The sequence below is a fragment of the Lysinibacillus sp. LK3 genome (assembly GCF_001043675.1).
GTDB classification, from domain to species: domain Bacteria; phylum Bacillota; class Bacilli; order Bacillales_A; family Planococcaceae; genus Lysinibacillus; species Lysinibacillus capsici.
Genome location: NZ_LDUJ01000017.1, coordinates 145,669 through 170,842 on the forward strand (window position 1 = coordinate 145,669; position 25,174 = coordinate 170,842).

Genomic DNA, 25,174 nt, shown 5'->3' on the forward strand with positions numbered 1-25,174 from the left:
TTCTCCTCTTAATCTTTTTTCAACTTCGCGGCGAAGCGGTTACCAATGGATTGAATGCTCTGCACAAGGATGATTAAGATAAAGACAGTTGCATACATCACATCAACCTCATAGCGCAAATGACCATAACGGTAGGCAAGGTCACCTAAACCGCCAGCACCAACCATTCCTGCCATTGCTGTTGCACCAATTAATCCTATTGTGGCAATTGTTAAGCCTAAAATAATAGATGGTCGCGCTTCACGTAATAGGACATGCCAAATGATATGGCGACGTTTAATACCCATGGCTGTGTAGGCTTCTACTACTCCGGAATCCACTTCTAAAAGCGCAGATTCCATCAGCCGTGCAATATAAGGAGCTGTGTAAACAACTAGTGGAACGATTACACCTTTAACACCAATTGTTGTACCTACAATTAACTTGGTAAAAGGTAAGATGAAGAATAATAAAATGATAAATGGAACAGAGCGAACAATATTGATAAATAGATTAAAAAACTGATAGAAAAATTTATTTTCAAAGGATTGTCCTGGTCGTGTTAAAACGATTAATAGCCCTAATGGAATGCCAATCAGAATGGAGAAAAATAATGAAATTCCGACCATTTGAAATGTTTCGATAATTGCTTTGCCAATAACATCTGACCAATCTGTAAAGAAGCTTTGGATACTACTCATTGAACACACCTCCTAATTCTTCCACTGCCACGCCATTTTCTGAAAAATACGTTAACGCCTTTTGGACAATCTGCGTTTCGCCATGTAAATGCACCACAATATTGCCGACAATACCGTTTTTTAATTCAATAATATTAGCTGTTAAAATATTTGGTTGCACATCATATACCTTAGTGACTTCTGCTAATAATGGCTTACCAGTACTTTCACCAAGGAATGTTAAACGGATTACACTTCCTGAAACATTTAATTGCTCAATAAGAGAAGGGGATAAATTACGTTGTGAAATTGTATTCAAAAACTTTCGCGTTGTAGGGTGCTTCGGTTTCGCAAAAAGTTCAATCGCTGTGCCAAATTCCACAACTTTCCCTGATTCTAGAACAGAAACCTCATCGCAAATTTTTTGAATTACATTCATTTCATGTGTGATGAGCAGAATCGTAATGCCTAATTCACGATTAATTTTTAACAACAATTCAAGAATGGCTTCCGTTGTCTCAGGATCAAGTGCACTTGTTGCTTCGTCACTAAGTAAAATCTCTGGTTCCTGTGCTAAGGCACGTGCAATAGCCACACGCTGTTTTTGACCACCTGAAAGTTGATTTGGGTAACTATCTAGTTTATCTGTTAAACCGACAATTTCAGCATACTTAGCTACTCGGTTTTTTACTTCCGCCTCTTTATAGCCTAGTAGCTTTAAGGGAACTGCAATATTATTGTAAACTGTTGCTGTTTTTAAGAGATTAAAGTGCTGGAAGATCATCCCGATTTTTTGGCGTGTTTGACGTAATTCGTGAAGAGAAAGGGTCGTAATGTCTACATTGTCTATCACTACTTTTCCTGCTGTAGGACGTTCTAGTAGATTAACGCAACGAATGAGTGTACTTTTACCAGCACCACTATAGCCGATTACACCATGAATTTGTCCCTTTTTTACGTGAAGGTTGATGCCATCCACAGCTTTTATGATGCCTTTTTTCGATTTAAATTCTTTTGAGATATTTTGTAATTGAATCATGCGATTGTTTGCTCCTTTCTCAACCTTCTAAAAAGCAAGAATCTGCTCGTCTTCCCATTGGGGAATTTCAGCAGATTCTTCGGCTTTATAGAAGCTTTCTGAACATATTACCAGCTAGGGATTACAGAACCTTTGAATTCCTCTTCGATGAATTGACGCACTTCGTCAGATTGGTAAGCCTCAACGAACTTTTTAATTGTTGGATCATTTTCATTTTCAGCACGTACAACAATATAGTTCACGTATGGAGAATCAGTAGATTCCAATAAAATAGAGTCATCTTTAGGGTTAATGCCAGCCTCTAGTGCAAAGTTTGTATTAATAGCTGCTACATCTACTTCACTAAGTTGTTTAGGAATTTGAGCTGCCTCTAATTCAATGAATTTTAAATTCTTTTTGTTTTCTTCTACATCACGGATCGAGGCTGTTAAGTCTGCACCCTCTTTTAACTTAATATAGCCAGCTTCCTGTAAAACAAAGAGGGCACGTGCTCCATTCGTTGGGTCATTTGGTAGGCCAAACGTTGCACCGTCAGGAATGTCATCAAAGGATTTATATTTTTCTGAGTAGATACCCATTGGATTTAAAATCGTCTTGCCCACTGGTACTAAATCTGTATCATGGTCTTTATTAAATGTATCTAGGAAAGGCTCGTGTTGATAGCTGTTCGCATCAAGATCACCTTCAGCTAAGGATGTATTAGGTAAAACATAGTCAGAAAATGATTTTAGTTCTACTTCTAGCCCGTTCTCTTTTGCTACTTTAGCGGCTACTTCTGCAATTTGTTCGTGTGGACCAGAAGTGACGCCTACAACGATTTTCTTTTCATCAATTCCTTCAGCTTGGCTTTTACTATCTTCTTTAGAGCCACAGCCTGCTAAAGCTGCTACTAATGTTAAACTTGCTAAACCTACTAAAAATTTATTTTTCTTTTTCATGAAAATACCTCCAAGATTGTTTTTATCGGTTTTTTGAAAATAAAAAAACTCTCTTACAAATTAAGAGAGGCTCATGAAAAGATGTCCTCTCTTATCTATCAAACGAAGATCGTTTGCAGGATTTAGCACCTTCCTATAAAAGGAGGTTGCCGAGCTTCATAGGGCCAGTCCCTCAGCTACTCTTGATAAGAGATTTATAATATTTTTTTGTAATTCCGATAGAACTAATATAATTTATAGGGTATAGTAAGTCAATAAATAATTTTTAAATTTTTTATATAATTATAATATTTCGACGCAAAAGAGGGATAACAATGTCTGTAAGAGTTAATTATGGTATAGGTTCATTTGGTAAGGTTATTAGTGCTCGTTTTCTAACGGGAACAGATATCATTGAAGGAATTGAAGCGCTTTGCGAAGAGAATAGTATAGAGTCAGCAACAATTGTAAGCTGTATTGGCAGCTTTCAAAAAAGTAGCTTTGTTTATTTAGTGCCAGATGCAACAGTTCAAATTCAAGTTCGTTTTAGTGATGTGATTGAAAAAGAGGGACCATTAGAATTTATTCAAGGTTCAGGTGTGGTGTGTAAGCGAGATGGTGGATATGAGACACATTTCCATGGTTCTATGAGCGATCAATGGGGTGTTGTATCAGGTGGGCATTTAATAAAAGGGGGCAACCCTGTTATTACTGCTGACATCGTGTTGGCAGAGGTACAAGGGATTCAACATATTCGAAAATGGGATGATGAAACAGGTCATGTTCAATTTTATCCATTAGAAAATGGTTTAGGGCAACCAAGGAAAATTGAAAAATAGTAATAATCCTGTAGCTAGGGATAGCTACAGGATATGGCGTCATTATCTTATAAACAATTGTAATTGCTCGATTCTATGGATTGCTTCACGTAAGCGCTCCTCACTAACCAGCAATCCTACGCGAACATAGCCTTCACCATATTGACCGAAGCCATTACCTGCTGCTACAGCGATATCAGCTTTTTCGAGCAAAAGATCAGCAAACTGTTCACTTGTATAGCCTAGTGGTACAGGGAGCCATGCGAAGAAGGAGCCACTTGGAGCCGTAACATGCCAGCCAATTCTTCGAGCTTCTTCAATGAGTACATTGCGGCGACGCTCATAAGTAGCTCGTAGTTCATCCGCACATTGCTGGGAAGCCGTCAGTGCTACTGCTGCGGCTTGTTGAATGGCAGGGAATTGACTACAAAACAGATGATCCTGAATTAGATTAATAGCAGCAATAATCTCGGCATTCCCTACAGCGAAGCCTATACGCCAGCCAGCCATATTATAGGTTTTCGATAATGTATACATTTCAACTCCTACTTCTTTTGCACCCTTTGCTTGAAGGAAGCTAACTGGTTTATTACCGTCAAATCCTATTGCCCCATAAGCAAAATCATGTGATACGATAATATTGTGCTCCTTCGCAAAGCGAACGGTCTCTTCAAAAAACGCAAGTGATGCTGTACCACCTGTAGGGTTGTTCGGGTAATTTAAGTAAAGAAGCTTTGCTTTTTCTTTCACTTCATCAGGTAATGCATGATAATCAGGTAAGAAATCATTTTCAGCAAAAAGGGGCATTACTTCAAAATTGACGTCTCCTAGTACAACACCTGATAGGTAATCTGGATAGCCAGGATCTGGTAAGAGCATCGTGTCACCAGGGTTTAACACAGCTAAAGGTAGCTCAACTAGACCAATTTTTGTTCCACCAAGAATCGCTACCTCTGTATCTGGATTTAGTTCTACCTGATATTCACGTTGATAAAAGTCCGCAGCAGCTTGGCGTAATTCAGCGAGACCTCTAAATGGTGAATATTTGTGGTTTTGAGGATTTTCAGCTGCTTCCTGTAATGCTTGAATGATGTGAATAGGCGTTGGCTGATCGGGATTTCCTTGCCCAAGGTTAATGACATCACGCCCTTCTTCTAGAGCCAAGTTTACTTTTTGAACGAGTGCTGCAAAAAATTGAGTGGGTAGTTGCTGTAGTTTTTTAGAGAATTCCATGCATGATCACCTTTTTCAGAATATAATAATTATTATTGAAGAATATGAAGCAAATAGTATTACTTTTTCTGTTAATTGTCTAGAGGAGGAATAGAGATGAAAATCGGTTGTATTCAATTAAATGTTGGCTTTGGCAAAGTTGAAGAAAATTTTGAACGTGCCGAGGATAAGATTCGTGAAGCTGCAAAAAATGGGGCAGAAATCATAGTGTTACCTGAAATGTGGAATACAGGCTATGCTTTAGAGAAACTGCCTGAGCTAGCAGATATCAATGGTGAGCGGACAAAGGCCTTTTTGGCTAAACTTGCTAAGGAACTTGATGTACATATTGTAGGGGGCTCTGTTTCAACAAAGAAAGGCGATAAATTTTATAATACGATGTATACCTTTGATCGTAATGGAGAACTTGTTGGGGAATATAGCAAGGCACATCTTTTCCGTTTAATGGACGAGCATCTTTACTTGGAAGCAGGGGATGAAATGAATCGTTTTGCTTTAGATGATATTGAAGCTGCTGGTGTCATTTGCTATGATATTCGCTTCCCAGAATGGTTACGTGCACATGCATTACAAGGAGCAAAGGTATTATTTGTACCAGCGCAGTGGCCAACTCCAAGGATTGACCATTGGAAAACGTTGCTACAGGCTCGTGCAATTGAAAATCAATGCTTTGTCATTGCAGTAAATCGTATTTCGAAAAAGGTAGAAAATTTTAATGGGCAGTCTATGATTATTCAGCCTTGGGGAGAAGTATTATGGGTAGGTGCTGAGGACGAGGAAGTAGCAGTGATCGATGTAGACTTTTCTATTGTCGATGAAGTACGTGGAAGAATTCCTGTTTACGATGATCGTAGACCAGGACTGTATCACGATGTAGTTGTGAAAGGGTAATAAAGGGCACGCTTAGGAGGGGAGTTAACCTTTTAAGCGTGCCAACTTTTTTCTAGCTCTTATCCTCGATTAATGAATTGGCTAGTAGCATAAATTCAAGTGTAATGCGGTTATGCCCGTTCATAAAATTTTTACCAAGTAAACTTTCAAGCTTTTTTAGGCGGTGATAGAGTGTTTGACGAACAATAAACAATTGATTCGCTGTTTGCTGTTTAGAGCCATTTGTTTGTAAATACACCTGCAATGTTTCGAGAAGCTTACTATTATATTTTTCATCGTATTCAATAACGGGCTGTAAATAGTCGAAAATCACTTCCTGTAAATCCACCTGCATTTGTAATTTATAGATTAAATGATATAAATGCAGATCATCATAAAAGAACGAGGACGTTTGTACTTTTCGACAAATATATAAGGTTTCCAGTGCAGTTTGATAGCTTTTGGGAATTTCATCCACATCACAAACGACCTTCCCAATAGCTATCTGATAACCTTGTGCCTGCTGCTTTTTATAAAATTCAGTTTTGACCAAAGAGGAAAACATGTTGTTTAGCATATCACGAATGGCTTTACTATCTTTTGTATGCAGTAAAATAAAAATAACATAGCTTTTTCTTTCAAATAAAAATGGAATAAAGCCATGTTGCTCAAAGAGATTACGATAATAAAGCTTACTATAGACTACATCCTCCTGTGCCTTTGTCAACGTATTAGGAGAAGCCAAAATAAAGACAGTGCCACTGGATTGTGTATAGTTAGTATAATGTGTAACGATAAATTTATAGATTTCCTCCTTAGATAGTTTTTGATCAATCCAATCAGCTAAAATCGAAGCATCCTCAATATTCTTTTTTTCCTCAATATAGAACTCTCGCATTAAAAGCTGTGCCAACGCTGTTGCCGTGCGATCTAATATTAATAATTCAAATTCGGAGAAAAGCCCATCTTCTCGATAAATTGATAAATCGGCATAATGTTGATCAAATAGAAAAATAGGCTCATGTTTAAATTGCTGAGACGATGTATTCAATGTTAGGAATTGCTGCCGCTTTTTATGAACCATATTCGGGAAAAAGACAGGTTCTCTTCCCTTAATGGAAAACATAATTTGTATTTTCAATTCATTATACATATTTTGTAAAATATCGTCCGTATTTTGTCCCAATACTGCATTTTTGTTCAATGTTTGTGAGTAAGCTTCTAGTGAAGAAATCAATAGATATTGCTGATTGATAATTTGACTATGTAAATCCTGTGTAATACGAACAAAAGGAACTGCTTCATGGAAAACAATAATAGGCAACTGGTGGCGGTTGGCAAGTGTTAAAATCGCTTCAGGAACTGCTTGAATAGAGGTGCCATATTCAATACAAAGGGCAGCACAATTTTTTTGAATGATGGCTTCTATAAAGGATACAAAGTCCTCGATACTATGTTGGAGACTAAGCCCTGTAGTTAATACTAACTCTTCACCAACTAAAAAATTATCAACATGAATGATTTCTAGTACATGTGCCCATTTAACGCTCCTTGTTAATCCCTCATGACCTGCAACTACCTCTGCATTTTGAAAATATTTATTCTGTAAAACGTCTAGTACTTTTAGTTGAAATGGGCTCATTTTTGCCCCTCCTTTTGACATGCGTGTCTGTGGTTAGAATTCAATAATTTCTGCTTTGCGCTAAGAATTTACTCATAAAATCGTTTAAAAATTATTTTAAGAATATTTAGTCTATTTTACATTATGTATAAAACAAAAGTATAGAATTTTACAGTTTGTCTATTACTTCAACGTTATGAAAGATGTAAGATTTTTGTAAGCGATCAAGCAATCTACTAAAAGAGGTGACAGATATGGGGCAACAAACGCATTTACAAAGAGGATTAAAGAAGCGGCATATGACGATGATTGCAATTGCCGGTGTAATCGGTGCTGGACTATTTATGGGGAGTGGCTCGGTCATTAACCTAGCTGGTCCAGGGGCAATTTTATCGTATATATTTGCAGGAATTATCGTTGTATTAGTTATGCGTATGCTAGGTGAGATGGCGGCAGTCAATCCAACGAGTGGATCGTTTGCTCACTATGCACATGAAGCCATTGGTCCGTGGGCAGGTTTTATGATTGGATGGTTGTACTGGTTTTTCTGGGTGATTGCCATTGCTTTAGAGGCAACAGCAGCAGCTGCCATTATTCAATATTGGTACGATGGGATTCCTTTATGGCTTTTAAGTCTGTTATTAACTGTAGCACTTACATTAACAAATGTTCTTTCTGTCAAAGCTTTTGGTGAGTTTGAGTATTGGTTCTCTCTTATTAAGGTTGCAAGTATAGTCGTTTTTCTAGGTCTTGGTGCTTTTATTATCTTTGGTATTGCTCCAAACTTTAATGCTGTTGGTATGACCAATTTAGTTGAACAGGGTGGTTTTTTACCAAATGGTTTTGGCGCTGTTCTAATGGGTGTCGTTATCGTTATTTTTTCATTTATGGGGACAGAAATCGTTGCGATTGCTGCTGGTGAATCGGATGAACCGTTAGCCGCTGTCACAAAAGCTACCAATTCTATTACTTGGCGTATTTTAATTTTCTATGTAGGCTCTATTGCAGTTGTAGTGACGCTATTGCCTTGGCATTCCTCAGATATTTTAACAAGTCCTTATGTAGCGGTACTTGATTATATTGGTATTCCTGCAGCCGCACAAATTATGAATTTTGTTGTTTTAACTGCTGTATTATCATGCCTAAATTCAGCACTTTATGCTACATCAAGAATGGTATTTTCTTTAGCGGAAAAAGGAGAAGCACCAAAGGCATTTTTAAAATTAAATAAAAATGGTGCACCTGTTAATGCCATACTTGCCGCAACATTTTTCTCATATATTGCGGTCATTATGAACTATGTGTCGCCAGATAAAGTATTTATGTTTTTATTAAGTTCTTGTAGTGCTATTACGTTGATTCTTTATTTAATCATTGCCTTTTCACAGTTAAGAATGCGACGGAAGATTGAGCAAGAAAATCCAGAGCTATTAAAGGTGAAAATGTGGCTATTTCCATATTTAACATATTTAACAATAGTAGCAACAACAGCATTACTCATTGCGATGTTCTTTATAGAGTCTATGCGCTCACAAATTTTATTTACATGCGTTATTGTGGCCATTGTGATGATTTTCTATATGCTGACTCAAAAGAAAAAGGTGATCAAACAAGCCGATGAATCAAGTTCCCTTTTCACAAAAGACAAGTTTGATTTTGAACAATAAGACGAAAAAAAGGAGTGGTCAATTATGACAGTTCAACAAGAAATGAAAACGCTAACACATTTTATCAAAGGAGAAGAGGTAGCAGGTACAAGTAACAGATTCTCTGAAGTATATAATCCGTCAACAGGTGAGGTTATTGCAAGAGTACCCCTTGCTTCAAGAGCCGAGGTAAAGCATGCTATTCAGTTAGCTAAGGAAGCCTTTCCAGCATGGAAAAAAACATCAATTGGGAAGCGGGTAGAAGTGCTACATCGTTTCCGTCAGCTGTTAGTAGAAAGACAGGAAGAACTTATCAATGTGATTTGCCAAGAAAGTGGAAAAACTAAGGAAGATGCGAAAGGTGAAATTGTTCGTGGTATTGAATCTGTGGATATGGCGATCAGTGCCCCCCAATTGCTAAAAGGAGAGTATTCCGTCAATGTAGGTGGAAATATTAATGCTTTTTCTGCCAAATCGCCTCTTGGTGTAGTAGCAACCATTGCACCATTTAATTTCCCTGTTATGGTACCACTGGCTATTACAAGTATGGCTGTTGCGGTAGGAAATGCAGTTATTTTAAAGCCATCTGAACGTGTACCTATTTCAGCATTATATTTGTGCCAATTATGGAAAGAGGCAGGTCTACCAGACGGTATTTGGACAGTGGTTAATGGAGATAAAGAGGCAGTCGATGAACTATTAGAAAATAAAGAGATTCAAGCAATTTCATTTGTTGGCTCAACGCCTGTTGCTGAATATATCTATCAAACTGGGACAAAGCACAATAAACGAGTCGCTGCATTTGGTGGTGGAAAGAACTTTATGATTGTTATGCCTGATGCCAATTTAGAACAGACAGCAAATGCCTTTTTAGGAGCAGCATATGGCGCAGCATCTCAGCGTTGCATGGCTATTTCTGGTGCACTCGTTGTAGGGAAGGATACGGAGCAACGATTTACGGAAATATTGAAAAATAAAATTTCCGAACTAAAGGTAGGGCCTTATACAGAGCAAGACGTCGATTTTGGTCCTGTTATCACTAAACAATCAAAGGAAACGATTATACGTTATATCGATGGGGCGGTCAGTGAAGGAGCGAATCTTGTCATCGACGGAAGAAATCCAAAAGTATGTGAATCGTCAAATGGTTTTTATCTTGGTCCTACTTTACTTAATCATGTCACACCAGAAATGACGATCTTCAAAGAGGAGGTCTTTGGTCCAGCACGTATTGTAGTAGGGGTTGATTCACTACAAGAGGCTATTGATTTAATAAATGATCATGAGCTTGGCAATGGTGTCACAATGTTTACAAGCAGTGGTGCGGCAGCGCGTAAATTCCAAGAAGAAATAGAGGTGGGTATGGTAGGGGTAAATGTGCCAATCCCAATCCCAGTTGGCTATCATAACTTTGGTGGGTGGAAACGCTCTAAGTTTGGTGAAGGGCATATGTTTGGTCCAGATCAGGCGAGGTTCTTTACAAAGGCAAAAACGATTTCTGAACGTTGGCCCGATGAGACAGAGGATACAGCAAGCTCCTTTGCGTTCCCAAGTAATAACGATGCGAAAAACTAAAATAATAATGAGGGGTGTTTGGCGATGACGCAGATCAATCTTAAAAGTGATGTATTAGCAAAGGATGAGCAATATGTATGGCATTCGATGAAACCCTATAATCCACAAGCCACGTATGTAGTAGAGAAATCTGATGGTGCAAGAATTACTGATACAGATGGTGTGGAATATATTGATGCGATGGCTGGGCTATGGTGTGTCAATGTTGGCTATGGTCGTAAAGAATTAGCGGATGCAGCCCATGAACAAATGATGAAAAATGCTTATGCACCTTTATCTCAGGGACATTTACCAGCCGTGGAACTAGCCGAAAAACTTAATGAAATGCTTGGTGGAGATTATGTTATTTTCTTCTCTAACAGTGGTTCAGAAGCGAATGAAACAGCTTTTAAAATAGCTCGACAATACCATCAGCAAAAAGGACAAAGCTCGCGCTATAAAATCGTCTCTCGCTACCGTGCTTATCATGGGAATTCCTTCGGTGCATTAGCGGCAACAGGGCAGGCGGAGCGTAAATATAAATATGAGCCTCTATCACCTGGCTTTATCCATGTTGCACCACCTGATCAATATCGTGAGCATGAAAGTGAGACTATTGCGCCATTAGATTTAGCGAGTGTAAAGGCCGTAGACAAAACGATGACCTGGGAGCTGGGCGATACAATTGCAGCAATGATCTTAGAGCCTATTATTACAGGTGGTGGTGTCATTATGCCTCCAGAAAACTATTTAAAAGGTATTGAAGAAGTATGCAAAAAACACGGCGCTTTAATGATTGTGGATGAGGTTATTTGTGGCTTTGGTCGTACAGGGAAGCCATTTGGATTTATGAATTATGGTGTAAAGCCTGATATTATTACAATGGCCAAAGGAATTACAAGTGCCTATTTACCATTATCAGCTACAGCGGTAAAGCGTGAAATATATGAGGCGTTTACTGGATCAGATGCATACGGCTATTTCCGCCATGTAAATACATTCGGTGGCTCACCGGTGGCATGTGCAGTCGCATTAAAAAATATTGAGATTCTTGAGCAAGAGGCTTTATTTGACCGTTCCAAGGAAATTGGTGCAGTAACACTAAAAACACTGCAACAAGAATTACAGCCTCACCCAAATGTAGGAGATGTACGAGGCAAAGGCTTATTGATTGGAATTGAATTAGTGGTAGATAAAGTTTCGAAAGAACCTTTACCTGTGGAGAAAGTGAATGCTGTCATTGCAGCATGTAAAGGGCAAGGGGTCATCATTGGGAAAAATGGAGCTACTGTAGCAGGGTTTAATAATGTCTTAACGTTATCACCACCACTTAATATTTCACAAGAAGATCTTGACCGCATACTAAATGTGGTTGTGAATAGTATAAATACGCTATAGCAACTATTCATGTAGGTTCTAAAAGCCATGTAATAAGGGCTTTTAGAACTTTTATTATTGGCCTTTGGGGCAACAAAAACTCTAGGGATAATTATTATAGTTCAATAAAAACAATTATAAAATTCTGAAATTTATTAAAAAAATAGTGGAAATAATAGATTTCATAGTTTATAGTTGTTAAAAAATAATTAATTTTCTGATAATAAAAATGTCCTGAGAGGGAATATTTTTTTACTCATTTATTTTCAGCAGTGGAATAAATACACCTTGTATTTTGAACTATACTTTCTGATTAAAAGCAATTGTGATAGTTGAGGGAGCAATTTTTCCTGAATTGAATTGTCTAATCGTAAGAAAATATAGTTTATTTTTTGCCTACTTATTTTCATCAGTGGAGAAAATAAATGTTTTTCGGTAATTATATTTCTTAATTTAAGTTATAAGAAATATTCTTATAGATTTTTACAAAGGGAGTAGATGAGATGAATTATGTTAAAAAATTGGTTTTTGTAATTCTATGTACGTTGCTTTTAGCAGCATGCGCAGAGAAAGACAATTCTAACGCATCAAATACTGGGGACAAGTCTACTACAGATTCAGGTACAGCTAGTTCAAAAAATGAACTTGTTATCGCTGTAAATGAAAACTTTATTTCAATGGATCCACATAACACAGGGGATACGAATTCGAGTTCTGTACAGGAGACAATGCTAGAAGGATTGTTAGGCTTTAATGCAGATGGTCAAATTATTAAGGTTCTAGCAGATGACTATTCAATTAGTGAAGACGCGCTAGTCTATACATTCAAACTTAAAGAAGGGGTTACTTTCCATGACGGGGAGCAGTTTAATGCTGAAGCTGTAAAGGTCAACATTGAACGAATCATGAATGATGAAAGCTTACGTTTATATTCTCGTGGTTTTAGCTTAATCAGCAATGTTGAAATCCTAGGCGACTATGAAATTAAAGTTACTTTAAAAGAACCATATGGACCAATGATTACGCGTTTCGGAGTTGCCAAAATGATTAGTCCAAAAATGATTAAAGAAAATTCAGCAGATATACCTAAAAAACCTGTTGGTACAGGACCATATAAATTTGTTGAATGGGTACAAGGAGACCATTTAACAATTGAAAACTTTGATGGCTATTGGGATGGTGGAGAACGTGTTGCTAAAATCACCTATAAACCAGTGCCAGAAAACGGCTCGCGCGTAGCGATGCTAAAAGCGGGCGATGCTCAGGTTATCTATCCAGTGCCAGCACAAAATATTGATGAGCTTTCTAATAGTAAAGATGTAGAGGTAAATAAGGTTCCTTCTACAATTGCACATTACGTTTCATTAAATACCTATAAAAAACCTTTGGATGATATTAAAGTTCGACAAGCATTTAACTACGCCGTGGACAAGGATGCTTATTTAAAAGTGGTGAATGCAGGGCTTGGTTTACCATTAGACTCTATTATTCCTTCCAAAACCGTTTATTATAAGCAGCAAAAAATGTATGAACACAATATTGAAAAGGCAAAAGAATTATTGGCTGAGGCAGGCTATCCAGATGGCTTCGATATTGAAATCTGGGGGAACACAAACTCGGATACGATGAAGGGTATGCAGTTTATTCAACAACAGTTAGGTCAAATCGGTGTAAAAGTAGAAATTAAATCGATGGAAGAAGGAACTTTATCAGACGAAATCTATGGAGCACAAACACCAGATGATGCGAAATTACAAATGTGGTATGTGAGTTGGTCAGCGTATGCTTCGGATATAACGAATGCAACAAAGCCTCTTTTCCATAGCGTATCATTCCCACCGAATGGTGCAAATACAGCTTACTATCATAACACGGAGGCAGATCAATTAATGGATGAAGCTAACTCCATTTCAGATGTTGATCGCCAAGCTGAATTATATGAAAAATTACAGGAAATCGTTTATCAAGATACACCATGGATTTTCTTAGGGGTAGATGAAGTTGTATATGGTGTACGTTCAAATGTGAGCGGTGTGCTAGTAAACCCTACAGGTGGGCTTGATGTGAAGAATGCCAAAGTGGAGTAATGAACAGTAAAAGGAATTGATGCTCGTCAATTCCTTTTCCATAAAAATAGAAAGGAGGAAGGCCACATGTGGAAGTATATAGCAAGAAGAACTGTTGAAATGATACCGATATTAATTGTCATTTCTATATTAACATTCTTATTTATTCATTTCATACCAGGTGACCCTGCAAGATTAGTAGCTGGTAAGGATGCCACGCTAGAAGATGTTGAAAATGTACGCCATGAGTTAGGTTTAGATAAACCCATTCTTAAACAATACATGGATTATATGAAAAATCTTGTGACGGGTGAGCTTGGAACATCTTTAACAACAGGACTACCTGTCATAGATATGTTTAAAACAAGGTTTATGCCTTCTCTTCATCTTACTTTCCTTTCCATGTTTTGGGCTACATTAATGGGTTTGGTGATTGGTGTTTTTTCTGCCATCAATAAAAACAAATGGCCTGATTATTTTGGTATGGTAACGGCTGTTTCTGGCATCTCAATTCCAGGATTTTGGTTGGGCTTATTATTAATTCAATTATTTTCAGTGCAGCTAGGGTTATTTCCGACGGGTGGATTAGATGGCTTTTCAAGTTATATTTTGCCCTCCTTGACTTTAGGGGCTGGCATTATGTCAATGATTGCGCGATTTACTCGTTCTTCCATGCTTGAAACGTTACAAGCTGATTTTATAAGAACAGGGAGAGCAAAAGGATTGAAAGAACACTCCGTTATTGTGACCCATGCTTTAAGAAATTCCTTGATTTCTGTGGTAACAGTAGCAGGTCTGCAATTCGGATTTCTCTTAGGAGGATCGGTGGTAGTGGAGACAGTCTTTAGTTTTCCAGGAATGGGACGACTTTTAATTGATTCGATTGCCTTTCGAGATTATCCCGTCATTCAGTCTGCACTGCTGTTATTTGCATTTGAATTTATTTTAGTCAATTTAATAGTTGATGTGCTTTATACCGTGTTAAATCCAAAAATCCAATTAAATTCTTAAGGGAGGGAACAAAATGACTTCACCAACTACTGTGCAAAATAGCCAAGTGCAAAATACACAAAGAAAATACTCTCCTCTTAAAGAATTTTGGAAGTCTTTTAAAAAACAAAAGGCTGCTTTGGTAGCAAGTATCTTTATAGGATTGTTAATTGTAATCGCTATTATTGGCCCTTATATCGCACCTTACGATCCTTTTGAACCGAATTATAATGCTTTATTAGAGGGACCAAGTGCAAGTCATTTGGCAGGAACGGACGAGTATGGTCGAGATATTTTTAGTCGTTTAATAGTAGGCGCAAAAATATCCTTAATGGTGAGTTTCAGTGCCGTATTTTTAGGCTTAATACTAGGAACTATTTTAGGTTTAATTAGCGGTTACTTCGGTGGGTGGGTTGACAAAATCATCATGCGTAGCTGTGATGTTTTGTTTTCATTCCCTGATTTATTATTAGCGATTGCCATTGTAGCCTTATTGGGCCCTGGTATTAATAATGTCATCATTGCTGTGATGATCTTTAGTGTGCCATCTTTTGCTCGTTTAGTCAGAGGTGCTACATTGAATGCGAAGGAGAATGTCTATGTAGAAGCAGCACAATCTATGGGAGCATCGCATGTTAGAGTGCTGTGGAAACATATTTTCCCTGAAACAATTAGTGAGTTAATCATTTTTGTCACAATGCGTATAGGGACAGCCATTTTAGCAGCTTCTGGTTTAAGTTTTTTAGGCTTAGGTGCAAGCCCTGAAATGCCTGAGTGGGGAGTAATGCTAAGTAGTGGGCGCGACTATTTAGGGACATCTTCGCATGTAGTCATCATGCCAGGTATTGCCATATTTTTAACCGTACTAGCATTTAACTTAATAGGTGATGGATTACGAGATGTGTTAGATCCAAAAATAAAAAATAATTAAGGAGAATGCCTATGCCAGAACATGTATTGCGAGTAAGTGACTTAGAAACGTCCTTTACGCGTGATAATAAGGAAATCAAAATTTTAAGAGGTGTCAATTTTTCCATCCGTAAAGGAGAGATAGTAGGCTTAGTGGGAGAATCGGGCAGTGGAAAAAGCTTAACATCGTTATCCATCATGCAATTATTTCACGGTACTACAGGCAAAATCGTCAATGGCACTATACATTTTAATGGACATGACTTGACGAAAATGTCCGAATCAGAAATTCGGAAGATTCGTGGCAAGCAAATGGCCATGATTTTTCAAGAGCCCATGACTTCTTTAAATCCTGTCTTAAAAATAGGCAAGCAGTTAATGGAAGCAATTGAGATGCATTTGAAGCTGCCGAAAAACGAAAGTAAGCATCATGCAATCCAAATGTTAAAAAGCGTGGGCATAGGAAGAGCTGAGGAAATCATTTATGAATATCCACATCAGCTCTCAGGAGGAATGCGCCAACGGGTAATGATTGCAATGGCTATGGCCTGCCACCCTAATTTACTTATTGCCGACGAACCAACCACTGCGCTTGATGTCACGATACAAGCTCAAATTTTAGAGCTAATGAAAAAGCTAAAGGAAGAAAATGAGACAGCTATTTTATTAATTACACATGATTTAGGTGTTGTGGCGGAAATGTGCGATAGGGTAGTGGTCATGTATGCAGGGCAGGTTGTAGAGGAAGCAGATGTCTTTGAATTATTTGCTAGCCCCAAGCATCCCTATACAAAAGGTTTAATTGCATCTGTACCGAAAATTGGTGATAACAAAGAAGTATTAGATTCTATCAATGGTCAAGTACCATCCCCACAAAATATGCCGAATGGTTGTAAATTTGCTCCACGTTGTAATCAAGCGATGTCTATATGCCATCAGGAGAGTCCACCGACAGTAAAAATTTCGGCTACACGCCAATGTAGCTGCTGGCTATATGTGAAAAAGGATGTGGAAGTAAATGCCTAATAGTATATTAAAAGTGGAGAATTTAAAAAAGAGCTTTCAAATAGCCGGAGGGTTATTTCAAAAAAAGCAATATGTTAACGCAGTTATAGATGTCTCCTTTGAAATAGAAGAAGGTACGACATTTAGTTTAGTTGGGGAAAGTGGTTGTGGGAAATCTACTACGGGCAGATTAATTACTAGATTAATAGCACCAACGAATGGAAGTATCGTTGTGGATGGGAAAGAAGTAGCTACTGCAAAGCCATCTGAATTAAGGCACTTAAGGCAAACTGTTCAAATGATTTTTCAAGACCCATATGCCTCATTGAATCCAAGAATGAAGGTCAAGGAGCTTGTTGGAGAGCCTTTAGAAATTCATACAAAACTTTCGAAAGTAGAGCGTGAAAAACTAGTGCTTGAAATGCTGGAAGTCGTTGGATTAAATGCTGAACATGCTGATCGCTATGCACATGAGTTCAGTGGTGGACAAAGACAGCGTTTGGGTATTGCCCGTGCTTTAATAACAAAGCCAAAATTAATTATTGCTGATGAGCCTGTGTCTGCGTTGGATGTATCTATACAATCACAAATATTGAATCTATTAAAGCAATTGCAGCAAGAATATAAAATATCTTATCTCTTTATTTCTCACGATTTAAGTGTTGTAGAACATATTAGCCATTATATTGGGGTTATGTATTTAGGATCCATTGTAGAAATTGGGCGTAAAGAAACCATATTTAATGAACCAAAGCATCCCTATACACAAGCGCTCATTGCTTCCGTACCGATTGCAGACCCAACATTACGAAAAAAGAAGATCGTTTTAACTGGTGATATTCCAAATCCTAAAAATCCGCCGAGTGGTTGTACCTTCCACACAAGGTGCCCCTTTGCATCAGATATATGTAAGCAAGCTATACCAGAAATGAGGAAAATTAACGAAGAGCAAAGTGTTGCATGTCACTTTGTTAACTAATGGAGAGGATGTTTATAAATGAAAATAGGGTTAAGCACATACAGCATGGTTAAAAAAATGAGACAGGGAGAGATGGATGTTCTAGATGTTTTACAATGGGTAGCAGACAACGGTGGTCAGCATGTAGAATTAGTGCCCTATGAATTTACGGTTGTAGATAACTATGAACTTGCAACTGAAATTAAAGATAAAGCAGCAGAGCTAGGATTAGAGTTATCCGCCTATTCGTTACCAGCTAACTTTATTCATGATACGGAGGAAGCTTTTTTAGAAGAAGTTGAACGTTTAAAGAAACATATTGATGTAGTACATCATATGGGTATTCACATTATGCGCCATGACGTTACTCTCTTTACCTTACCAAAGGAGCAAACATCCATTCATTATTACAACGAGCATTTTGAAGAAATGGTTAGAGGCTGTCAGTTAATTGCAGATTACGCGAAACAATTTAATATTACGACAACGATTGAAAATCATGGCTTTAATGTTCAAACAAGTGATCGTGTACAACAATTAATTCATGCGGTAAACAGAGACAACTTTAAAACAACTTTAGATATCGGTAATTTTTTATGTATTGATGAAGAGCCTCTCATTGGTGTTATGAAAAACATTCCTTATGCTGCTACAGTGCATTTCAAAGATTTTTATATTCGTCCTTATTATGAAAATCCAGGTGAGGGCGAGTGGTTCCGTACAGTTCATAACAACTACATCAGAGGTGCTATTGTCGGGCATGGTGATATAAATATTCGAGAAATTATTAAACTCGTAAAAGGCAGTGGATATGATGGCTATCTTACTATTGAGTTTGAAGGGATGGAAGATTGCCAAGTTGGTTCAAAAATAGGGATGGATAATGTACGTCGTTTATGGAATGAATGCAAGCTCTAAAGGGGGAAAGCACATGGATAAATTAAAAGTTTGTGTCATTGGCACAGGTTCTATTTCAGATTTTCACTTAGGTTCCTATACGAATAATCCATACGTTGAATTATATGGCGTGTATGATGCTTCCATTGAACGAGGCAAAGCAAAAGCAGCCCAATTTGGAGCAACACATGTTTTTTCTTCAAAAGAAGAGCTATTCGCAGATAAAAATGTGGATGCTGTCAGTATTTGTACATGGAATAATACGCATGCAGAATTGGCGATTTTTGCTTTGGAAAATGACTTACATGTTCTAATAGAAAAGCCGCTATCTATGACTTATGCAGAGGCTCTAAATATCCAAAAGGTTGCAGAAAAGCATCAGAAAGTATTTCAAGTGGGCTATGTAAGACGATTTGCAACAAATACCAAAGTACTGAAAAGCTTCATCGACGATAACAAATTGGGCGATATTTATTATGCCAAAGCTTCCTGCCTAAGAAGATTAGGGAATCCAGGAGGCTGGTTTGCCGAAATTGATAAGTCTGGCGGCGGACCTTTAATTGATCTAGGGGTACATGTAATTGATATATGCTGGTACTTAATGGGTAGACCAAAGGTGAAACGTATAACAGGTCATACTTACAATCAATTAGGAAATCGAAATCATATAGAAAATTTATCCTTCTACAAGGCTGCAGACTATGATGCAACGAAAAACACAGTAGAAGACTTAGCAAATGCCCTCATTACATTTGAGAATGGAGCATCGCTAATGGTAGACGTTTCCTATACACTACATGCTTTAAAAGATGAAATAAGTATTAAGCTATATGGCACGAACGGTGGAGCAGAGCTAGAGCCTGAATTAAAAATTGTAAGTGAAGAGCATAATACGATTTTAAATATTCATCCTCAAATTAACGATCTAACTTTTGATTTTGCAACTGCCTTTCAAAATGAAATTAATTCATTTGTTGATTGTTGCCTTCATCATTATGATTCAGTTGCACCTGTGGAGGATGGGGTAGAAATTATGAAAATCTTAGAAGGTATTTATATTTCTGCAACTGAAGGAAAGGAGGTTGTTTATTAAAATGGTGAAATTGGATAATAAAATCGGTGTGATAGTAGACAGCTTTCGTATACCTATTCGTGAAGGTTTGTTAAAGGCGAAAGAAGTTGGGGCACAGGGGGTACAAATGTATGCCGTTTCAGGTGAGCTGGACCCCGATAACCTAAATGCTGAACAAAGAGCAGAATTGAAGGCGTATATTTTAGGGTTAGGTCTAGAAATCTCCGCCTTATGTGGAGATTTAGGAGGACATGGCTTCCAAGATAAAGCAGAAAATGCCAGAAAAATAAAAAAATCAAAAGAAATACTGCAATTAGCCAAGGACCTAGGAACATCCATTGTTACAACCCATATCGGTATTATTCCTGAAGATGAAAATGACCCAATCTATCAAACAATGCTGGAAGCTTGTGAAGAATTAGGACAATATGCTACATCATTAGATGCTTATTTTGCGATTGAAACAGGGCCAGAAACGAGTAAAACATTAAAAGAGTTTTTAGATAAGCTATCAACGAACGGTGTATCGGTTAATTTTGATCCAGCCAATATGGTGATGGTAACAAAAGATGATCCTGTAGCTGGAGTCAAACTATTAAAGAAATATATTGTACATACACATGTAAAGGATGGTATTCAACTGCAGTCAACGAATCCTAAAGATGTGTACGGGTACTTAGGATACGATTCTGGAACATCTCATGATAAAATAGAAGAAATGGTGGAAAATGGAGAGTTTTTCAGAGAACTTCCATTAGGTCATGGAGATGTCAATTTCGAGCTTTATTTTTCAGCTTTACAAGAAATCGGATACAATGGCTATTTAACTATTGAACGAGAAGTGAGATCAAATCCCGAAAAAGACATCAAAGAAGCTGTACAATTCATAGAAAAGTTTAAATAGGGGTTGAATCTAATTTGAAAAAGCAAGATCAAGTACAAATGCGAAGACAAAATAAATATATTGTGCTTGACGCAATAAGGCAGATGGCGCCAATTTCAAGAATTCAATTATCAAAATATACAAAAATGAGCCCTACGACTATTACTCGTATTGTGCAGGAGCTAGAAGCGGAAGGCTTTATTCTTGAAGGGGTATCGGAAGAAACAGCCATTGGTAGACGTCCTACGTTAATTCATATGCGAGAAGATGCTTTATATACGATTGGGATAGAAATTGACTGTTTTACTATTCGAATAGGTATACTAGATTTCTTAGGGAAGCTTATTGCCTTTCAGGAAGTCAAATGTAGCATCAAGCATCAATACGAAGAAGCTATATATCTACTTAAACGATCTATAGAAAATATCATGACAGAATATCAGATTGCTCAGGATAAATTACTAGGCATTGGGATAGGAATTCCAGGAGTAATCAATAACGAGGAAGGAATTATCGTTTCCTCTGAGCAATTGAAGTGGGAAAACTGCCATATAAGAGAAGATTTAAATGGTGTTTTTGGTTGTGAAGTCATCGTAGATAATGAATTAAAAATGCAAATCATTGCTGAAATTGGTGATATCTATACGCCACTGTATTCAAATTGTATTTTAGTCGGAATTGGAACGGGAATAGGAGCATCCATATTATTAAATGGAGAAGTGTATCGTGGCATTCAAAATAAAGCTGGAGAAATAAGTCATATAACGATTAATCCCTTTGGTGAAATGTGTCACTGTGGTAAAAGAGGATGCTTATCGATGTATGTTTCTGAAGTTACGCTGTTAAAAAGAACGCCTAAAAATCTTAATATTCAATCAATAGAAGAGATTTTGCAGTGTGTTGATCAAGGTGAGCAATGGGCGATCGATATTCAACAAGATGTAGCTACTTTTCTAGCTATAGCCATCAATAATCTAGTTTGTTTATACGAACCAGAGGCTGTCATCGTCAGTGGAGAAATTATTGAGCACAATGTGACATTTCAAAAACTACTTAGTGAAAAGTGTAAACAGTATATATGGAAGGAATTACAACCCTACTTTGATTTGCAGTTTTCCAATCAATTAAAAGAAGGGGTTGTTAAAGGAGCGGCATTACAAGCACAAAAGCAGTTGCTGTCTGTTTAAAGAAAGGTTGGTTGATTCGTGGCTTACTCAGAATTTTTAAAGGAGTATCGTTCAGGATTAATGGAAAATGTGCATTATGGACAAATGAGTGCTGTGAATCTAACGAAGGAAGAATTCGTCTCTGTAGGTCAAGACTATGAGCCTGTGTATTTTCGTTCTGCAGCAAAACCATTTCAAGCCATTCCCATTTTTATGACTGATTTTATAGAAAAATACGGAATTACTTCAAATGAAAGTGCATTATTTCTGGCTTCGCAAAGAGGTGAAATTTATCATCAAGAGGCATTAGTCTCTTTGCTGGAAAAACTCCCTATTAATGAAAGTGATTTAATTTGTGCAGCATCCTTTCCACTAAATGAGGAACCTAAAACACAGTATATTCAACAGGGATTTGAAAAGAGGAAACTCTTTCATAATTGCGCGGGCAAGCATTTAGGATTTTTAACTGCATGTTTAGCAAATGGCTATGATGTCAAGCAATATTGTCATCCAGAACATCCACTGCAACAGATGATAAAAAAATATATTGCCTATTTAAGTGAATATGAGATAGAGAGAATTCGTACAGGGATTGATGGCTGTGGTGCGCCTGTCTTTGCGATTCCGCTAAAAAACATGGCCATTGCCTATTTAAAGTTAGCACGACCAGAATTGATTGATGATGAACTAATTCGTGAAGCAGTAATAAAACTTACAGCAGTAATGAATCAAGAGAGTCATATCATTGCAGCGCAAAACTTTATTTGTACAGCATTATTAAAGGACCCTAATATTGTGGCGAAGGGCGGAGCACAGGGTGTATACTGTTTTGCTCTAAGAAATGAAGGAGTAAGTTTTGCCTTGAAAATTATGAATGGCTCCGAAAGTCCGTGGCCCAATGTAATTGCTTCTGTATTGGAACAAATGCAGTATACAAATCAAGAAACAATTGAGCGTATTAAAGCATTGTCTCCTGCATTTGTGCGTAATGATGCAGGGGTAGAGGTAGGAGAAATTGTATCTACAATTAAAATTGTATAGAGGTGAAGGCACTTGCATGTTTTGGCAATAGATGGCGGTGGAACGAAAACGATTGCAACAATCTCAACATGTCATGGGCAAATTATGGCGCTAGCAGAAACAGGCAAAAGTAATCCCACATCCATGAGCTTCGAGCATTTTACAGAGACGATAACAGAATTAATAAATAATTTAAAAAGACAACAGCCTCACGAATTTCAACACATTACAAAGTGCCATGCTGGCCTGTCTGGTGTAACAGAAAATAATAATGAGAAAATTACCTATGCATTATTAACCTCGCTTTTACCGAAAGACTGTCAACTATCACTATCGAATGATGGAATGAACGCGCTGTATGCGGGAACCTTGGGGCAGCCAGGCATTGTACAAATTTCTGGTACGGGTGCGATTACACTCAGTATAGATGCATCTGGAAGAATTGAGCGTACAGCAGGATGGGGTTATATTTTTGATGATGAGGGCAGTGGCTATGATATTGGCATTCGCACATTAAAAGCGGTATTTAAAGCATTCGACAAAAGAGGTCCTGAAACGCTTCTAACAGCAGCGGTATTAGAATATTTTCGATTACAATCCGTTCCGCAGATAATTGAAGTGGTATATGGCGAAGGACATCCGCGGGATACCATATCACCTTTAAGTAAGGTTGCAATTGAATGCGCTAAACGTGGTGATGGAGAAGCCAATACAATTATTGATCAAGTGTGCCATGTTTTTTATCAAAGTATAGACGCTTGTTACAAAAAAAACCCGTTTGCACATAAGCAAGTCAAAGTAGTGCTAGCTGGTGGCGTTTTTAATGAATTGGAGCTATTTACTAAAAAATTAATCGCTATTGATAAAAAGAATAGTAATCAGTATGACTTCGTGGGTGCTTATAGCTTACCGGTAGGTGGTGCCGCTTTAGCTGCTTTAAGATTACCATATAATGAGGCAAAGCTATTTATCGATCAATATAATGCAAGTATGAAGAAGTTTTTAACGAATTAATCCCCCTTAACTTAGCAAGTAGAGAATAGCATATACATGTCTCTACTTGCATTTTGTCAGTCTCCTACTTTAAACATATACCCCTTATATGAATGATGAATGATCATGACGATTCCGATAAGCATAAAATTGGATAATAACGAACTTCCACCATAGCTTAAAAAGGGTAGGGTGACACCTGTGACAGGTAAAAGCCCAATGGTCATGCCGATATTTTGAGTAATTTGAAAGGCTAGTAAGCTTGAAATACCTGCCCCCATTAAAGTCATAAAGGGGTCTCGCGCTACTACCGTAATAACGACAATACGATAGATAACAAAAAAAAGTAGCGCGATTACAAATGCTCCTCCAATAAAACCTAGCTCTTCTGCAATAGCAGAGAATATAAAATCGGTATGTTTTTCTGGTACATAGACATTGTTATGTAGATAGCCCTTGCCCACAAATTCTCCTGACCCGATAGCCATAAAGCCTTGGCGTACTTGAAAAGAAGAATCTGTATATTCATAAGGCTGAAGCCATCCATAAATTCTAGAAATCTGATGTCCTGATAGAGCACCTAAAACCTTCTCTGTAAAAAATTCATTAAATCTGACATAGAGCACTACCAGCGTACTGATGATAACTAGAGGAACAGCCGTAAATACGACAAGAAGCTTTCTATGAATACCTGAAAAGAAAATCATCGGTAAAATCATTGCCATATACAACATGACCATACCTGTATCGGGTTGTCTATAAACAAGTAGCGTAGGAGGAAGGACAATTAGCCCGATTTTTATAAGTAACCAAAAATCTGCTAGATAGGAGGGGCGGACATTTTTCTCTTGATGAGCAATAATGACCTTACTCACAACTATTAAAAAAGCGAACTTTAAAAATTCCGAGGGTTGGAGAGAACCTAAAAACGGGATTTGATACCATGATTTTGCCTGATTGATCGTTCGAGCAATGCTTTCAGGAGCAACAATAAGACCAGCCGTTAAAGCAACTATTAGGAAGTAAAATGGCCATCCAATCTTCTTCAACTGTTCAATATCAAGCAAGGATATTCCAAGCATGATGGTTAATCCGATGACATAAAATAAAAACTGTTTGATAATAAAGGAGCTTGCATACTGTTCAAAATTTACACTACTAGAATGGACAAAAAGGCAACTAATAGCGCCGAGTAAAAGAAGACTTATTACTAAACTCCAATCTAACTTCTTGAATTGCGTCAAATGTAACACCTCCATTCTCTAGTATGAACGCTTACAATGTATGGAAGGTTGCGAATGTTTTTCTAAAAATAGTATGAATAAGTAGCAATAATCTGGCTAATTTAGCGAGTTAAATTACCTAAATAAAACTAAATGATGGGTATAAATTCTTAATATTTCGATTAAAATTTACAAAAATATAACACTGGCTTTATATCTCTATACTATCATTATTGGTAAGAGTTGGAGGAGGAGCCA

General features: G+C 37.5%; 22 protein-coding genes and 1 riboswitch. Of the genes, 16 read left to right on the forward strand and 6 right to left on the reverse strand.

Translation table 11 applies throughout. From position 1 onward, the window contains the following. Positions 1-8: 8 nt before the first annotated feature. The 3 genes from VK91_RS13170 to VK91_RS13180 all read right to left on the reverse strand — a co-directional run bounded on the left by VK91_RS13170 (position 9) and on the right by VK91_RS13180 (position 2,636). Positions 9-680, reverse strand: coding sequence for a methionine ABC transporter permease (locus VK91_RS13170; protein ID WP_048393370.1), 672 nt, complete (start codon positions 678-680; stop codon positions 9-11). Beyond that, positions 673-1,698 (reverse strand): methionine ABC transporter ATP-binding protein, encoded by a 1,026-nt coding sequence (locus VK91_RS13175; RefSeq protein WP_048393371.1) that lies wholly within the window; start codon positions 1,696-1,698, stop codon positions 673-675. The genes VK91_RS13170 and VK91_RS13175 overlap by 8 nt, the downstream gene beginning before the upstream one ends. A gap of 107 nt (positions 1,699-1,805) precedes the next feature. Then, complete coding sequence (locus tag VK91_RS13180; RefSeq protein ID WP_048393373.1) at positions 1,806-2,636, reverse strand: MetQ/NlpA family ABC transporter substrate-binding protein; 831 nt, start codon at positions 2,634-2,636, stop codon at positions 1,806-1,808. A gap of 88 nt (positions 2,637-2,724) precedes the next feature. Next, positions 2,725-2,828: riboswitch (SAM riboswitch) on the reverse strand. Between the two features lie 122 nt (positions 2,829-2,950). Here VK91_RS13180 and VK91_RS13185 point away from each other — a divergent pair. Further along, positions 2,951-3,454 carry a PPC domain-containing DNA-binding protein gene (locus tag VK91_RS13185; protein ID WP_048393374.1) on the forward strand — a complete coding sequence of 168 codons (504 nt, stop codon included), beginning with the start codon at positions 2,951-2,953 and terminating at the stop codon, positions 3,452-3,454. Between the two features lie 42 nt (positions 3,455-3,496). Here VK91_RS13185 and VK91_RS13190 read toward each other — a convergent pair whose 3' ends face one another. Further along, positions 3,497-4,666 carry a pyridoxal phosphate-dependent aminotransferase gene (locus VK91_RS13190; protein ID WP_048393376.1) on the reverse strand — a complete coding sequence of 390 codons (1,170 nt, stop codon included), beginning with the start codon at positions 4,664-4,666 and terminating at the stop codon, positions 3,497-3,499. Between the two features lie 96 nt (positions 4,667-4,762). On the opposite strand from VK91_RS13190, the gene VK91_RS13200 reads away from it, so the two are divergent. Continuing rightward, the gene (locus VK91_RS13200; RefSeq protein ID WP_048393380.1) at positions 4,763-5,557 is read left to right on the forward strand and encodes a carbon-nitrogen family hydrolase; all 795 of its coding nucleotides are present in this window, start codon (positions 4,763-4,765) and stop codon (positions 5,555-5,557) included. 52 nt (positions 5,558-5,609) lie between these two features. Here VK91_RS13200 and VK91_RS13205 read toward each other — a convergent pair whose 3' ends face one another. Beyond that, a complete protein-coding gene (locus VK91_RS13205) occupies positions 5,610-7,178 on the reverse strand; it encodes a PucR family transcriptional regulator ligand-binding domain-containing protein (RefSeq protein ID WP_048393382.1) in 1,569 nt (522 codons plus the stop codon). 233 nt (positions 7,179-7,411) lie between these two features. Between VK91_RS13205 and VK91_RS13210 the strand changes: the two genes are divergently transcribed. The 14 genes from VK91_RS13210 to VK91_RS13275 all read left to right on the forward strand — a co-directional run bounded on the left by VK91_RS13210 (position 7,412) and on the right by VK91_RS13275 (position 23,714). Then, positions 7,412-8,824 carry an amino acid permease gene (locus VK91_RS13210; RefSeq protein ID WP_048393384.1) on the forward strand — a complete coding sequence of 471 codons (1,413 nt, stop codon included), beginning with the start codon at positions 7,412-7,414 and terminating at the stop codon, positions 8,822-8,824. A 24-nt stretch (positions 8,825-8,848) separates the two neighbouring features. Then, positions 8,849-10,378, forward strand: coding sequence for a CoA-acylating methylmalonate-semialdehyde dehydrogenase (locus VK91_RS13215; protein WP_048393386.1), 1,530 nt, complete (start codon positions 8,849-8,851; stop codon positions 10,376-10,378). Between the two features lie 24 nt (positions 10,379-10,402). Next, the gene (locus tag VK91_RS13220) at positions 10,403-11,755 is read left to right on the forward strand and encodes an aspartate aminotransferase family protein (RefSeq protein ID WP_048393388.1); all 1,353 of its coding nucleotides are present in this window, start codon (positions 10,403-10,405) and stop codon (positions 11,753-11,755) included. Positions 11,756-12,237: 482 nt separating this feature from the next. Further along, positions 12,238-13,821 carry a glutathione ABC transporter substrate-binding protein gene (locus VK91_RS13225; RefSeq protein ID WP_048393390.1) on the forward strand — a complete coding sequence of 528 codons (1,584 nt, stop codon included), beginning with the start codon at positions 12,238-12,240 and terminating at the stop codon, positions 13,819-13,821. Positions 13,822-13,887: 66 nt separating this feature from the next. Further along, a complete protein-coding gene (locus tag VK91_RS13230) occupies positions 13,888-14,811 on the forward strand; it encodes an ABC transporter permease (RefSeq protein WP_048393392.1) in 924 nt (307 codons plus the stop codon). A 13-nt stretch (positions 14,812-14,824) separates the two neighbouring features. After that, on the forward strand, positions 14,825-15,721 hold the full coding sequence (locus VK91_RS13235) for an ABC transporter permease (protein ID WP_048393395.1): 897 nt from the start codon (positions 14,825-14,827) through the stop codon (positions 15,719-15,721). Between the two features lie 11 nt (positions 15,722-15,732). Next, on the forward strand, positions 15,733-16,725 hold the full coding sequence (locus VK91_RS13240) for an ABC transporter ATP-binding protein (protein ID WP_048393397.1): 993 nt from the start codon (positions 15,733-15,735) through the stop codon (positions 16,723-16,725). After that, positions 16,718-17,683: an ABC transporter ATP-binding protein gene (locus VK91_RS13245; RefSeq protein WP_048393399.1), complete on the forward strand. Its 966-nt coding sequence runs from the start codon at positions 16,718-16,720 to the stop codon at positions 17,681-17,683. Before VK91_RS13240 ends, VK91_RS13245 begins: the two co-directional genes overlap by 8 nt. Before the next feature lie 18 nt (positions 17,684-17,701). Further along, positions 17,702-18,580 carry a sugar phosphate isomerase/epimerase gene (locus tag VK91_RS13250; RefSeq protein ID WP_048393402.1) on the forward strand — a complete coding sequence of 293 codons (879 nt, stop codon included), beginning with the start codon at positions 17,702-17,704 and terminating at the stop codon, positions 18,578-18,580. A gap of 13 nt (positions 18,581-18,593) precedes the next feature. Continuing rightward, positions 18,594-19,652 carry a Gfo/Idh/MocA family protein gene (locus tag VK91_RS13255; RefSeq protein WP_048393404.1) on the forward strand — a complete coding sequence of 353 codons (1,059 nt, stop codon included), beginning with the start codon at positions 18,594-18,596 and terminating at the stop codon, positions 19,650-19,652. A gap of 1 nt (position 19,653) precedes the next feature. Continuing rightward, complete coding sequence (locus VK91_RS13260; RefSeq protein WP_048393406.1) at positions 19,654-20,535, forward strand: sugar phosphate isomerase/epimerase; 882 nt, start codon at positions 19,654-19,656, stop codon at positions 20,533-20,535. A gap of 14 nt (positions 20,536-20,549) precedes the next feature. Further along, positions 20,550-21,701, forward strand: coding sequence for an ROK family transcriptional regulator (locus tag VK91_RS13265; protein WP_048393408.1), 1,152 nt, complete (start codon positions 20,550-20,552; stop codon positions 21,699-21,701). 18 nt (positions 21,702-21,719) lie between these two features. Beyond that, the gene (locus tag VK91_RS13270; RefSeq protein ID WP_048393409.1) at positions 21,720-22,721 is read left to right on the forward strand and encodes an asparaginase; all 1,002 of its coding nucleotides are present in this window, start codon (positions 21,720-21,722) and stop codon (positions 22,719-22,721) included. A 12-nt stretch (positions 22,722-22,733) separates the two neighbouring features. After that, positions 22,734-23,714, forward strand: coding sequence for an N-acetylglucosamine kinase (locus tag VK91_RS13275; RefSeq protein ID WP_048393411.1), 981 nt, complete (start codon positions 22,734-22,736; stop codon positions 23,712-23,714). 56 nt (positions 23,715-23,770) lie between these two features. Here the strand turns inward: VK91_RS13275 and VK91_RS13280 are convergent, their stop codons facing one another. Further along, entirely contained in the window at positions 23,771-24,937 is a 1,167-nt protein-coding gene (locus VK91_RS13280) for an FtsW/RodA/SpoVE family cell cycle protein (RefSeq protein ID WP_053075715.1), read from the reverse strand. Positions 24,938-25,174: the final 237 nt, after the last annotated feature.

Excerpts from the sequence above, each read along its gene's own strand:
- VK91_RS13170 (WP_048393370.1), bottom strand. The coding sequence starts at position 680 with ATGAGTAGTATCCAAAGCTTCTTTACAGATTGGTCAGATGTTATTGGC.
- VK91_RS13175 (WP_048393371.1), bottom strand. The coding sequence starts at position 1,698 with ATGATTCAATTACAAAATATCTCAAAAGAATTTAAATCGAAAAAAGGC.
- VK91_RS13180 (WP_048393373.1), bottom strand. The coding sequence starts at position 2,636 with ATGAAAAAGAAAAATAAATTTTTAGTAGGTTTAGCAAGTTTAACATTA.
- VK91_RS13185 (WP_048393374.1), top strand. The coding sequence starts at position 2,951 with ATGTCTGTAAGAGTTAATTATGGTATAGGTTCATTTGGTAAGGTTATT.
- VK91_RS13190 (WP_048393376.1), bottom strand. The coding sequence starts at position 4,666 with ATGGAATTCTCTAAAAAACTACAGCAACTACCCACTCAATTTTTTGCA.
- VK91_RS13200 (WP_048393380.1), top strand. The coding sequence starts at position 4,763 with ATGAAAATCGGTTGTATTCAATTAAATGTTGGCTTTGGCAAAGTTGAA.
- VK91_RS13205 (WP_048393382.1), bottom strand. The coding sequence starts at position 7,178 with ATGAGCCCATTTCAACTAAAAGTACTAGACGTTTTACAGAATAAATAT.
- VK91_RS13210 (WP_048393384.1), top strand. The coding sequence starts at position 7,412 with ATGGGGCAACAAACGCATTTACAAAGAGGATTAAAGAAGCGGCATATG.
- VK91_RS13215 (WP_048393386.1), top strand. The coding sequence starts at position 8,849 with ATGACAGTTCAACAAGAAATGAAAACGCTAACACATTTTATCAAAGGA.
- VK91_RS13220 (WP_048393388.1), top strand. The coding sequence starts at position 10,403 with ATGACGCAGATCAATCTTAAAAGTGATGTATTAGCAAAGGATGAGCAA.
- VK91_RS13225 (WP_048393390.1), top strand. The coding sequence starts at position 12,238 with ATGAATTATGTTAAAAAATTGGTTTTTGTAATTCTATGTACGTTGCTT.
- VK91_RS13230 (WP_048393392.1), top strand. The coding sequence starts at position 13,888 with ATGTGGAAGTATATAGCAAGAAGAACTGTTGAAATGATACCGATATTA.
- VK91_RS13235 (WP_048393395.1), top strand. The coding sequence starts at position 14,825 with ATGACTTCACCAACTACTGTGCAAAATAGCCAAGTGCAAAATACACAA.
- VK91_RS13240 (WP_048393397.1), top strand. The coding sequence starts at position 15,733 with ATGCCAGAACATGTATTGCGAGTAAGTGACTTAGAAACGTCCTTTACG.
- VK91_RS13245 (WP_048393399.1), top strand. The coding sequence starts at position 16,718 with ATGCCTAATAGTATATTAAAAGTGGAGAATTTAAAAAAGAGCTTTCAA.
- VK91_RS13250 (WP_048393402.1), top strand. The coding sequence starts at position 17,702 with ATGAAAATAGGGTTAAGCACATACAGCATGGTTAAAAAAATGAGACAG.
- VK91_RS13255 (WP_048393404.1), top strand. The coding sequence starts at position 18,594 with ATGGATAAATTAAAAGTTTGTGTCATTGGCACAGGTTCTATTTCAGAT.
- VK91_RS13260 (WP_048393406.1), top strand. The coding sequence starts at position 19,654 with ATGGTGAAATTGGATAATAAAATCGGTGTGATAGTAGACAGCTTTCGT.